Consider the following 12,005-nt stretch of genomic DNA (forward strand, 5'->3'; position numbering starts at 1 on the left):
TCCACAACCGCTCTGGCGCAATGGAGGGACGGCCAAAATCGGCGTAGATCGCCGCGAACTCGCCATCGAGGGTGATCAGCGCATCATTGACGACCTGACGGATCTTGCGCAGCGGGTGCCGGGCCGGAATGCGATCTTCAAGATCGACGTAGCTGAACAGCGACCCGCTCGTCTCGTCCGTTCCACGCATGATCACCTCCGGCCAACCGTCAGGAAAAGTAAATCATGTCCCAGTTCGGGCGTCGAGCGGCGGGTTTTTCAGCAGCGTGCTAATGGCCATGTTGTTCGGCGGAAACATTCGCTTCAGCACGGCTGCTTTCCGTTCCGGTGAATGTCCCACGTCATCGTCCTATCCCGCCCACCTGAAAAATAGAGGAAAAGTAGAGCAGCGGGCAACGTCCCTGACACAGGGGGGACCTCTTTGGCGGTGCTGACCTAGGCGCGTTTGCATCCCAAGGGTGGCAGCGTCGAATCGCTAGCATAAACCCCTTGAATGGACGTCGGTGTTGGTCCGGCATCTAGCTGGGTGAACCAAGGCGCCATATCGCGTGGCCGTGCGACACAAAAAAGCACGTCCCGAAGGACGCGCCAAATTGGTCATATCAGTGTCAGTGTGGTCAGGCGGCTTCGGACTGCTGCGCAGCGTGACGACGCTCGCTCTCTTCCCGCGACAGTGCGACAGAGGTGCGCACACCTTTGCCGACGAAATCCATCAGGCCCGTCACAACGCGTTCGTTCGGGTCAATACCGGCGCAGGACAGCACTTCGCGGCCATCGCGCGACCGTGCCCAACGGGCGATCTGCTCGGGGCCATTGCCATACTTCTTGTCATCGGCAATGGCATCGTCCAGAGCAGCGAGTACCACAGCCGCGAACAGCTTGCGCGCACGGTTGCCCTGCTCGCTGTTATACGCGGTACCATCAACGAAATCTCTCATGTTTCGACCTTTGATTATTGCTCTTGTCTTTTCGGGCGTGAAGGGCGTTATGGCCTATTCCGATTGATTCGGATACCCTGATTTCGCATATCTGCCATGCGTCATTCGCATAGTTCTGTGGCATTCGATACGATATCTGGTTGTCTTGCCACGCCCCTACAGTCCAGATATAGGGTCCGACACAAACCAATCAACCTTTAGCCATGGTTCTGACGCATGCCAAAGATCAACGGAAACGAAATTCGCCCCGGCAACGTGCTGGAGCATAACGGCGGTCTCTGGGCGGCTGTCAAAGTAGACCATGTAAAGCCGGGCAAGGGCGGGGCCTTTGCCCAGGTCGAAATGAAGAACCTGCGCAACGGGTCCAAGCTGAACGAACGCTTTCGATCTGCGGACAAGGTCGAGCGCGTGCGCCTTGATCAACGGGACATGCAGTTTCTCTTCGAGACCGACGGCATGTTGACCTTTATGGATACCGAGACCTATGAACAGGTCGAACTTCCTGCCGATATCCTTGGCGAACGGCGGCCCTTTCTTCAGGATGGCATGACCATTCTGGTAGAGTTCCATGACAGCGAGGCGCTGAACGCGACGCTGCCGCAAAAGGTCACTTGCCGGATCGTCGAGACCGAGCCGGTGGTCAAGGGGCAGACTGCCGCCAACAGCTTTAAGCCGGCGCTGCTGGATTGCGGAATCCGGGTGTCGGTGCCGCCTTTTGTCGGGCAGGATGAAGACATCATCGTGAACACCGAAACAATGGAATATTCCGAGCGCGCCTGAGCTCGGTTTGACATTCTGAAAAAGGCCCCGTCGCCCGCGCGGGGCCTTTTTGCGTGTGGGTATGTTGCGCGATCAGCTTTGGCGCGTCACCCGCGCTGTACCGGCTGTCATCGGGCCGTTTGCGCGGTCAAAGCGCAAATAGGCGATGCCCGCGCCGCCGGACTGGGTATACAGCACACCTGCCGCTTTTCCGTCGGCGTCAATCGCGGTGCCCACCGGGGCGCTGCCGGTGACGGTGACTGGGGCCAGGCCCTTGCGCAGTTCGGTCTTGTGTTTCATCCGGGCGGTGACCTCTTGCCCGACATAGCAGCCCTTGCGGAAATCAACGCCATTCAGGCGCTCGAACCCGGCCTCAAGGATAAAGGTGTCGGCGGTCAGTTCGATGCCGCTTGCCGGTACACAGGCCGTCACACGTCGCGCATCCCAGTCGATATCATCATCGCCAGGCTGGCCGTGATAGCCACGCCAGCCCATCGCCGGGTCGCGCGGGTCAGAAAAGGTGCCGTCGGGCGGTGTGCCCAGCCCGCGTGTGACCTGGCGGTCAATTTGTGTCACAGCGACCTTGGATCGAAGTTTGTACATTGTCAGCGCGCGCATCAGATCACTGGCAAGATCCGGGGCCACGTCGATCAGGATCGTTTCGCCTTCTGCGCTGTCTGCTTGCTGATCGGGAACCAGAAAGAAGTCGGCGCGATACTTGCCTTGCGGGGTCAGCAATGCGGTATAAACCAGCCCGCTGCGCAGGCGTGTTACGTCGTTCGTCACCAGCCCCTGAAGAAAGTCCGTTGCGTCAGGGCCGCTGACGGACAGGATCGTGCGGTCGGATTGGGTCATTTTGGAGTCCCCTTGCTTGCCTGACTGTCATATAGGATGCCGTCAGGATCACAACAGAGGCAACCATGCGCGCGCCAATCACCGTTATCATTCCAACACTTGACGCCGAGCGGGTTCTGCCTGCCACGATGTCCGCCCTGATGGAGGGGCTGGAGGCGGGGTTGATCCGCGAACTTGTGCTGAGTGATGGCGGGTCTATGGATACGACACCGGATCTGGCGGATGCGGCGGGTGCGGTCTGGATCACGGGGCCTCGATCTCGTGGCGGACAGCTGCGGCGCGGCGCCGAGGTGGCGCGCGGAGACTGGCTGCTGTTTTTGCGGGCAGGCATGGTCCTGCACCCCGGCTGGGCGAAAGAGATGCGCGCGGCGATCTCGGAACCCGGCGCCTACTATTTTTACCTGCGTCTGGGTGGGCGTGGCGCGTGGCCAAAGCTGCGGGCGGGGTGGGCCAATCTGCGGGCGCGGGTCTTTGGGCTGGCTTACGGCAATCAGGGGCTGCTGATCGACATCGCCACATATGGCACCACTGGCGGTTTTGCCGATGCACCCCGGTTCGAGGATGTGGCCATGGCCCGCGCGCTGAGTGGTCGGTTGCGCAGCTTGCCCGTGACGGCAGAGACGCAGGCGAGAGGGTCGGCGGCTGTGGTGCGTCACGACGCTTCGGCGCTGCGCCTTGTCTGGCGTCGGTTTCAGGTGATGCTAAGTTCGGATCCCCGCGCGCGCGCGGAGACACTGCCACACTGACGACCGGGTTCAGGTCTCGTTGAATTGCAGCCGGTGCAGGTCGGCGTAGTGCCCACCGCGCGAAAGCAGTTCGTCATGGGTGCCCTGATCGACAACGCGGCCCTGATCCATCACCACAATCTTGTGGGCGCTGCGGATGGTCGACAGACGATGCGCGATGACCAGCGTTGTGCGCCCCTCTGATAGTCGGTCAAGAGCGGCCTGCACCACCGCCTCGGATTGGGCATCAAGGGCGCTGGTGGCCTCGTCCAGCAACAGGACGGGCGTGTTGCGCAGCAGGGCACGGGCAATGGCCACGCGCTGGCGCTGCCCCCCCGACAGGTTCGATCCCCGCGGTCCCACGGGGCTGTCAAGACCGTCCGACAGGCGCGGCAGGAAATCGGTCACATGTGCTGCATCCAGCGCGGCGGTCAGGCGGTCCTGCGGGATGCCGCCCTGCCCCAGCAGAATGTTGTCACGCAGGGTTTCGTCGAACAGCAGCGCGTCCTGTGACACCACTGAAAACAGCGCCCGCAGATCGCCCAGCCGCATGTCGGTCACTCTGACATCGCCGATGGTGATGCGGCCTTGATCGGCTTCGGCCAGACGGGTCAGCAGATTAAAGACGGTGGATTTCCCGGCACCCGAAGCCCCGACCAGCGCAGTGGTCTTGCCCGCCTCAGCGACAAAACTGGTGCCGCGCAGAACGGGGGTATCGCCATAGGCCACGTGAACATCGTCCAGCACGATTTCCGGCACCCCCTGCGGTGCGGGGCGCGGATTGGCGGGGTCGCGCAGGTCGGGCACGATCTCGAGCAGTTCTTTGATTCGTTCGATACTGGCAGCAGCCACTTGCCAGACGCCGCTGAAGGCACCCAGACGGCGCAGCGGTTCAAACGCCAAGCCAAGCGCGGTGAAAAACGCCATGGTGTCGCCGACAGTCTTTTCGCCTGACAGGATTTCGGACCCGCCGTAGAACAGCACCACGACAAATCCGACGCCCGACATCACGTCGATCAGGCCGGGGATTGCGGCCTGTCCCAGACTCGACCTGACCTCGGTGCGGATGCGTTTTCGGGTCAGTTCGCGGTAGCGATTCCATTGGTAGTGTTCGAGCCGGTTGAGTTTCACCGGAACGATGCCGTGGAACACTTCGTTCAGCCGGGTCGACAGTTTCGCGGCGACATCGCGGGTGATGCGGGCGTTGGCGCGCACATATTTTTGCAGGAATATCGCCGGCGCCACCAGCAGGGGCGTGCCCACCAGCGCCGCCAGTGTCCAGCGCCAGTCGACCGAAATCGCCACTGCGAACAGTGAGATGAGGGCGATCACATCGCGCCCGGCACCTGTGATGATGGTACGCCAGACCTTGTTGATGGCTTCGACGTCGCCCTCAATCCGCTGCATCAGATAGCCGGGCGGAAAGGTTTGATGAAAGCTGCTGTCCAGCGTCATCAGATGCGCCAGCAGATCCTGCCGGATATCGGCCACCGTCAGTTGCGAAATCCGCGTCAGCAGCACCTTTTGCAGCACGCTAGCAATCGCCCGCGCGGTAAAGATGGCAAAGATCACCAGCGCGACCCAGTATAGCGCTTGTTGGCTGCCGCCGACCAGCACCTGATCGAACATCGGTTTCATCATATAGCTGAGCAGGCCGAACATCGACCCTTCGAGCATCATGAACACCAGTGCGACCAGCAGCAGCCGGATATGTTTGTTAAGATATTTGCGCCAGAGCCACAGGATCAGTGCCCCCGCGCCCGGCGCACCGGGGGGGCGTGGTTCCGGCGGGATCTTGCTGCTCATGTGGTCAACCCAAGCCGGTCCGCGGGAATTTGCGAGTCAAATCCGTGCTGGATCACCTTGCTGTCGTATTCGGTACGAATCCACGCCTCGAATCCGATGGGATCGCGGGCGGTTCGGGCGGCATAAACATCCAGAATATAGTCCTGAATCCCGGTCTTGGTGAAATCCAGGTGGATGTATTTCAGGCCCAGCTGCTTGCGCGCGTCGGCGACGGGTGCGTCTTCGAACACCAGCAGATACAGTGCTGCGACAAAGCCTGCCCGGTCCGCGCCGGATTTACAGTGAAACATCAGCGGCTTTTCGGCGGCGCGCAGCACGTCGATGACATGCACGATGCGGGCGCGGCTGGCGGCCATGCGGGCCCACAGCTTGGCATTGACCAGCGTCATACCCAGCGCCTCGGTGCTCTCTTTCTCAAAGAGGTAATGCGAATATTTCTCTTCGCCGCGCAGGTTCACAACGGTCTTGATGCCCATCGCGGCGTATTTTTCGAACCGGGCGTGCGTTGGCTGGTTCGAGCGGTAGACACCCGGCGCGATCTGGAAAAAGTTAGTCCAGAAGCTGCGCAGAAATGCGTGATCAAAGAACTGATAGTGAAATTTCGACCAGCGCCGGGCCGAAGGATCAGTGATATCTTTCCCGAACGAGCGACGCACACGGCGCTCAGTTTGCTCGACACGGTTCCAGAATTTTCCCAGCATAGGCCCATCCATATTCCCGCCGGGGTTTAGAGGCTGCAGCGCAGGCTGGCAAGCTGCGCGACTGTCGCGCCGGGTGGCACCCGTTGCGACGTTGCGTTCAGGGTGCCGTATTGCGGCTTGTGCGGCGCCCGCCGCGGCATTTTGCCCGGCAGCGATTGACCCTGCCAACCTTGGGGATAGTGTAGCGCCGTTTCGGATCGGCGCGATCCCCCACCTTCAGGAGAAATCCCCGCATGTCACTGGCCCACGGTCGCCCCTATCTGGCCATTCCCGGCCCCTCTGTGATGCCGGACGCTGTGCTGCGTGCGATGCATGTGGCGTCGCCCAATATCTACGAAGGTGATTTGCCTGCGATGATGGCGGGGATTGTGCCAGACCTGAAACGGGTGGCGCGGACCGACGGTCAGGTGGCGATGTATATCGCCAATGGACACGGCGCATGGGAGGCGGCGCTGGCCAATACCGTTGGTGTGGGCGAAGAAATCCTTGTCGCCGTCACCGGGCGCTTTGGCTATGGCTGGGCCGACATGGCCGAGGGGCAGGGGATCAAGGCGCAGATCCTTGATCACGGCCGCCAAAGCCCGATTGATCCGCAGCGTGTTGCCGATGCTCTGCGCGCCGACACCGACCGCAAGATCAAGGCGGTGCTGGCGGTGCATGTAGACACCTCGTCCTCGTCCCGTTCTGACATTGCAGCGCTGCGTCAAGCCATTGATGCGGTTGGTCATCCGGCGTTGCTGATGGTTGATTGCATTGCTTCGCTGGCCTGTGACGTGTTCGAGATGGATGCCTGGGGCGTGGACGTAATGGTAGCGGGGTCGCAAAAGGGGCTGATGGTGCCGCCCGGCGTTTCCTTTGTGTTTTTCAACGCCCGCGCCGCCGACGTGCGCGCCGCCATCGCGCGCGTGCCGCGCTATTGGGACTGGCAGCCGCGGGCCAATGCCGAGTTCCCGTATCAGTATTTCGGCGGCACCTCTCCGACGCATCACCTCTTTGGTCTGCGCGCGGCGCTCGATATGATCCACGCCGAAGGGATTGAGGCGATCTGGGCCCGTCACGCCACGCTGGCCCGCGCGATCTGGGCCGCCTGCGATGTGTGGGGCGACGGCGGTCCGCTGAGTCTGAACATCACCGCCCCGGCCTATCGCAGTCATGCGGTGACGGCGCTGCGGCTGGGCGCGCCTTATGGCAGTGCCTTGCGGACATGGACCGATACCGAGGCCGGGCTGGTGTTGGGAATCGGGCTGGGCATGTCCGAACCGGACGACCCCGATGGCACCGGTTTCTTTCGCATCGGACACATGGGGCACATCAACCCGCACATGATTTTGGGAATGCTGGGCACGATCGAGGCCGGTTTCATCGCGCTCAAGATCCCACATGGCTCGGGCGCGGTGTCGGCAGCGGCGCAGGTCATCGCCGGGGGCTGAGCGCACGGGGCGTCAGTTGTTGCGGGTGCGTCGCGCGGCCAGCCGTTGGATCAGGTGGTTCAGGGCGGCGCCTGCCAACAGGACCGCGCCCAGGCCATAAAGTGCCCACAGCACGAAAAATACCCACAGCAGGTTGACCAGCCCCATGACAAGCGCAGGGCTGGTGAAATCCTCGACCCTTTGTGGGGGCTGCCGCTGCATCGTGGATCTCCGGAATGGTCCGACCAGAGGGATGATAGCGTGATTGTCGCCCGTGTCAGGCGTTTTGTGAGTCAGGTGGTTTGCTGACAGGGGCCTGGGCTGAGTCTGGCTGCCCCGACGCGGACAAGGCCCGGGGCAGGGCCAGTGCCAGAACATCCAGATCCTCGGGGGTGCCGGCGCTGATGCGGATGCAGCGATCCTGCGGCGCGACAAACGGCATCCGCACAAAGACCCCTTCGGACGCCAGGGAACGCACAAGAGCGCGGGCAAAACTGCCGTCGCGGCCGCAGTCGATGGTCACAAAATTGGTGGCCGATGGAAGCGGAGTCAGCCCATTGTCGCGGGCAATCGCGCCGATCCGGTCCTTGGCAGACGCGACCTGCGACAGGACGTGATCCAGCCATTCGGCATCGTGCAACGCCGCCAGCGCCCCGACTTGCGCCGCACGGTTCATGCCAAAATGGTTGCGCACCTTGTCAAAAGCCGAGATCAGCGCGGTTGCCCCCACGCCATAGCCGACACGCGCGCCGGCCAGCCCGTATCCTTTGGAAAATGTCCGCAGGCGGATCACTCGGGGATCTTCGGGGTCGATCCGGGGCGCGGTGCCTTTGGGCGCAAATTCAATATATGCCTCGTCCAGAACCAGCAACGTGCCGTCGGGCAAGGTGTCGAGCGCGGCCTCGATCACTGCTGCGCTGTGCCAACTGCCCATCGGGTTGTCAGGATTGGCAAGGTAGACCAGTTTTGCGTCGACCTCGGTCGCTTTGGCGATCAGCGCGTCGATATCCTCGTGATCGCCGTTGAAGGGAACGGTGTGCAGCACCCCGCCAAAGCCGTTCACGTGGTAATTAAAGGTCGGATACCCCCCGAGCGAGGTCACAACCGCATCGCCGTGCGCCACCAACAGCCGCACCAGATAGCCCAGCAGCCCGTCGATACCTTCGCCAAGGATAAGATTGCCGGGGGCACAGCCCATGAGGTCGGCCAGCCCTGCCTTAAGATCAAAGTTGGTCGCGTCGGCATATTTCCAGATCTGCGCCGATTCTGCCTGCATCGCGGCTATTGCGCGGGGCGAGGGGCCAAACACGCTCTCGTTTGCGCCGAGCCGGGCAAGGAAAGGGCGGCCGATCTGGCGCTCTTGCACCTCGGGTCCGACAAAGGGCACGGTTGAGGGCAAGCCCTCGACGAGGCGGGTATATCTGGGTCCGGTCATGGCGCTGACTATGACAGGCGCGGGCCTGGGGGCAAGTTGGTTGTGCGTGGTTTGGCTGCGATATGCGGTGGGCGGAACCGGTGCTGTGATTGCCCCGGCCCCGGGGTCATGCGTCAGTCGCTTTGGTCCAGCGATGCGGCAAGGCGCATCAGTGAGATCGCTTCGGCGCGGTAGCCAAAGGGGTCGTCGCCGCGTGACTGCGTGGCAAGGTTGGCGGCATCGTTATAGCTCCAGTCACCGATATGCGAGTCGCCGCGCAGAATCTGGCCAAACCCTGCGATGGCTGTGGCAAAACGCGTGTCTTCGCTGGCCTCAGCCTGCACATTCGGGATTGGCGTTTCGATCAACTGGCTGGCGGTGGCACCGGGTGCCTTGTAGCGCAAGCGCAGAAAACCCAGTTCACTCTGATCACCGCTGGCGGTGATGGTTTCGCCGTAGCGCAGCGGTGCGTTCAGCACGGCAGACGAGCCAACCGGCGTGATTTCGTACAGCGCTGTAACCGCGTGACCCGCGCCGATTTCTCCGGCATCCACGCGGTCGTTGGCGAAATCCTCGCGCAGCAGGGCACGGGTTTCGTAGCCGATCAGGCGGTATTCAGCGATCACCGCCGGATTGAATTCGACCTGTATCTTGACATCGTCGGCAATCGGAAACAACGCGCCTGACAACTCGTCCACCAGCACTTTGCGCGCCTCGTTCAGGGTGTCGATATAGGCGGCGCGCCCGTCGCCGTTCTGTGCCAAGGCTTGCATCGTGGCATCATCCAGATTGCCACGGCCAAACCCCAGAACCGACAGGTAGGTGCCGCTGTCACGCTTGTCCGCGATATAGGTTTTTAGTGCCTCTGGATCCGCAAGCCCGACGTTGAAATCGCCATCGGTGGCCAGGATCACGCGGCTGACCTCTCCGTCTTTGGTCATATCTTGGGCGATGGCATAGGCCTGTTGCAATCCGGCCTGACCGGCGGTCGATCCACCGGCAGATAGCTGTTCAAGGGCGGTGTTGATGCGGTCCCGTTCGCTGGCAGGCGTCGGTTCAAGGGCAAGGCCGGCACTGCCCGCATAAGTCACGATGGCGATCTGATCCTCGGGATGCAATTGCGCCAACATCAGCCTGAAGGACTGGATCAACAACGGCAGCTTGGTCGCATCCTGCATCGACCCAGAGGTGTCGATCAGGAACACTAGATTGAGCGGCGCGCGCTCAGTGACGGCAGGCATCTGCCCCTGCAATCCGATATGCACAAGCTGGGTGCCTGCGTTCCACGGGGTTGCCACCACCGAGATTGCGGGGCGGAACGGCGCTTCACTCCCGTCGGGCGCGGGATAGGCGTAGGGGAAATAGTTGACCATCTCCTCGATCCGCACGGCGTCGCGGGGGGGCATCCGTCCCGTCATCAAAGACGATCTGACGATGCTGTAGGACGCGGTGTCGACGTCGATGGAAAAGGTTGAAACCGGGTCTTGGGCTGTGACTTTGATCGGATTGGGATCGGCGTCGGCAAAGGATTCGGTGTCGGGCGCAGGGGTGATCCAGGTGTCGGACGGGACGGGCATGGGGGGGGCCGAAATCGCCGCACTGTCGGCGATGGCGCGGCCCATCTGCGGCGCGATCTTGCTGGAAACCATCGGCGCGGGCGGGGCAGAGGCGGCGAATCCCTGTGGTGGTGCCAGTTCTGCCATGGGCGCGGCGGTGTCGGCTGCAGAAGGGGCCGCCTCGATCGGCGTCGCAATGGCCTCTTGTCGTTCGCGCGTCCGAACTGCGGGGGGGCTGTGCGGTGGCGCGATCCCCCGCATCGGCGGGGCGATCTCGCCGCCAAACGGCAGAACCACCAGCAGCGCGACCGATGCCGCCACAAGTGAAGTTGTGGCGACTAGCGCCTTGCGGGTCGTGAAATCAGCAATCATCCTGAATACTCCAGCGAACAGCTCACCCATGCCGGATGTGCTTTCGGAAGTAGGACGCGCTGCGGCCTGCGATCCTTGGGCCTCGTCGAAAATTTTCATCGCTTGCGCCAGATCGCGCGCCTTTGAGTGCGCGTCGGGTTCGGGCATTGCCCGCTGCATGTGCTGTTTCAACTTTTCAAAATCGTCGCTCATGGGGTTTCCTCGTGCTCGGCACAGGCGCGCAGGCGTTTGCGAATCTCGGACATCCGCCACGAGATCGTGCCCTCGGACACGCCAAGAATTTCGGAAGTTTCCGCGTGGGTCATATCCTCGGTTACCACCAGAACCACCGTGTCGCGCAGGTCTTGCGGTAGATGCATCATGGCATTCTCAAGCCAGGACAGCGCCTCGGCTCGGGTGGAATTGTCGGCCTGTCGCGCCAGTTCGAAATCGCCCCAGCCCTGTGCGGCACGTGCATGGCTGACGTTGCGGCGGCGGCGGTCGTGGCTGGCGTTGACCACCACGCGGTAGAGCCATGTGGTGAACCGCGCCTCACCCCGCCAGCCGCGCAACTTTCCCGGAAGGGCGGCAAAAACGTCCTGTGTCAGATCTTCGGTTTCGGCCCGGTGGCCGGTCAGCCGGAATGCCAGCCGGAACACCCGGTCATAATTGCGCGTGATCAGCACAGAATAGGCCTCGCGGTCCCCTTGGGCCGCGGCCATGGCCAAATCCTCGTCTGAAGTTGTCATGCGCATTACTTGAGTGAGACGGGCGCCAACGGTCAATCCTTGGCTGGGTCTGAAATATTTTTTTGCGACGGGCGCTGGATCAGGTTTCGTTTGCGGCAAACGCCGCCAGAAACCGGTCGATGGCGCGTTCGATTGCAGGGGAGGGATCGTCTGGGCAAGGCATACGGTAAATGTGTTGACGGATGCCAATATAGACGATGCCGCCGTGCAGATTCCACAGATCCTCCATCTCGGGCCGGGTCGCGGTGGCTGATCCGGCATGGACCTCATCCAGCAGGGGCCGCAGAATCACATTGCCCAGATGTTCCAGATAGCGGCGGTTGAGTTCGGCCCCGGCGAGGCCCGAAAACATAAAGATCCGCATCCATTCATATTCAAAGATCAGCTTGCTGTAGTCGTTGTAGAACGCCAGAAGCCGGTCGCGCAGCGGCACTTTGCGGTCGGTTAGACGGGTGGGCCAGTCGGGTGACAGGCGGTTCAGATAGACCTGTGCATAGACCGCCTCGATCAGTGCGTCTTTGGTGTCGAAGTAATTGAAAAGAAGAGATTGTGTGATGTTCAGCCGCTTGGCCAGATCGCGGGTGTTCCCGTCCAGTCCCACCTCGGCAAAGAATGCCACAGCGCCGTCGACGATCTGCTGTCGGCGCTGCTCGGGTGGCAGGCGTCGGCGGGTCGCTTTGTCGTGCGGCGAAGTGGTGACGGGATCGTCTTGGTGTCTGTCCATGTCCACGGTTTGTCATCT

At 62.0% G+C, this 12,005-nt stretch carries 12 protein-coding genes and 1 pseudogene; 3 read left to right on the forward strand and 10 right to left on the reverse strand.

Features of this window, described 5'->3' with window-relative positions:
- Positions 1-4: 4 nt before the first annotated feature.
- Positions 5-190: pseudogene (locus IMCC21224_RS26960) on the reverse strand (IS5/IS1182 family transposase); the annotation flags it as partial.
- 427 nt (positions 191-617) lie between these two features.
- The gene (locus IMCC21224_RS04700; RefSeq protein WP_047994361.1) at positions 618-938 is read right to left on the reverse strand and encodes a DUF6280 family protein; all 321 of its coding nucleotides are present in this window, start codon (positions 936-938) and stop codon (positions 618-620) included.
- 216 nt (positions 939-1,154) lie between these two features.
- Between IMCC21224_RS04700 and efp the strand changes: the two genes are divergently transcribed.
- The gene (gene efp / locus IMCC21224_RS04705) at positions 1,155-1,718 is read left to right on the forward strand and encodes an elongation factor P (protein WP_047994362.1); all 564 of its coding nucleotides are present in this window, start codon (positions 1,155-1,157) and stop codon (positions 1,716-1,718) included.
- Positions 1,719-1,790: 72 nt separating this feature from the next.
- On the opposite strand, the gene IMCC21224_RS04710 is transcribed toward efp, so the two are convergent.
- Positions 1,791-2,552 (reverse strand): folate-binding protein YgfZ, encoded by a 762-nt coding sequence (locus tag IMCC21224_RS04710; protein WP_047994363.1) that lies wholly within the window; start codon positions 2,550-2,552, stop codon positions 1,791-1,793.
- Between the two features lie 65 nt (positions 2,553-2,617).
- Between IMCC21224_RS04710 and IMCC21224_RS04715 the strand changes: the two genes are divergently transcribed.
- Positions 2,618-3,298 (forward strand): glycosyltransferase, encoded by a 681-nt coding sequence (locus tag IMCC21224_RS04715; protein ID WP_047994364.1) that lies wholly within the window; start codon positions 2,618-2,620, stop codon positions 3,296-3,298.
- Positions 3,299-3,307: 9 nt separating this feature from the next.
- On the opposite strand, the gene IMCC21224_RS04720 is transcribed toward IMCC21224_RS04715, so the two are convergent.
- Entirely contained in the window at positions 3,308-5,083 is a 1,776-nt protein-coding gene (locus IMCC21224_RS04720; protein WP_047994365.1) for an ABC transporter ATP-binding protein, read from the reverse strand.
- A complete protein-coding gene (locus IMCC21224_RS04725) occupies positions 5,080-5,784 on the reverse strand; it encodes a tyrosine-protein phosphatase (RefSeq protein ID WP_047994366.1) in 705 nt (234 codons plus the stop codon). The genes IMCC21224_RS04720 and IMCC21224_RS04725 overlap by 4 nt, the downstream gene beginning before the upstream one ends.
- Positions 5,785-6,017: 233 nt before the next feature.
- On the opposite strand from IMCC21224_RS04725, the gene IMCC21224_RS04730 reads away from it, so the two are divergent.
- On the forward strand, positions 6,018-7,214 hold the full coding sequence (locus IMCC21224_RS04730) for an alanine--glyoxylate aminotransferase family protein (protein ID WP_047994367.1): 1,197 nt from the start codon (positions 6,018-6,020) through the stop codon (positions 7,212-7,214).
- Between the two features lie 12 nt (positions 7,215-7,226).
- On the opposite strand, the gene IMCC21224_RS04735 is transcribed toward IMCC21224_RS04730, so the two are convergent.
- From IMCC21224_RS04735 to IMCC21224_RS04755, 5 genes are all read right to left on the reverse strand, one after another.
- A complete protein-coding gene (locus IMCC21224_RS04735; protein WP_047994368.1) occupies positions 7,227-7,415 on the reverse strand; it encodes a hypothetical protein in 189 nt (62 codons plus the stop codon).
- 55 nt (positions 7,416-7,470) lie between these two features.
- On the reverse strand, positions 7,471-8,628 hold the full coding sequence (locus IMCC21224_RS04740) for a pyridoxal phosphate-dependent aminotransferase (protein WP_047994369.1): 1,158 nt from the start codon (positions 8,626-8,628) through the stop codon (positions 7,471-7,473).
- 113 nt (positions 8,629-8,741) lie between these two features.
- On the reverse strand, positions 8,742-10,682 hold the full coding sequence (locus tag IMCC21224_RS04745; RefSeq protein ID WP_369796039.1) for a von Willebrand factor type A domain-containing protein: 1,941 nt from the start codon (positions 10,680-10,682) through the stop codon (positions 8,742-8,744).
- Between the two features lie 41 nt (positions 10,683-10,723).
- A complete protein-coding gene (locus IMCC21224_RS04750; protein ID WP_047996872.1) occupies positions 10,724-11,263 on the reverse strand; it encodes an RNA polymerase sigma factor in 540 nt (179 codons plus the stop codon).
- Between the two features lie 79 nt (positions 11,264-11,342).
- Positions 11,343-11,987, reverse strand: coding sequence for a TetR/AcrR family transcriptional regulator (locus IMCC21224_RS04755; protein WP_047994371.1), 645 nt, complete (start codon positions 11,985-11,987; stop codon positions 11,343-11,345).
- Positions 11,988-12,005: the final 18 nt, after the last annotated feature.

Source organism: Puniceibacterium sp. IMCC21224, assembly GCF_001038505.1.
Taxonomy (GTDB): domain Bacteria; phylum Pseudomonadota; class Alphaproteobacteria; order Rhodobacterales; family Rhodobacteraceae; genus Puniceibacterium.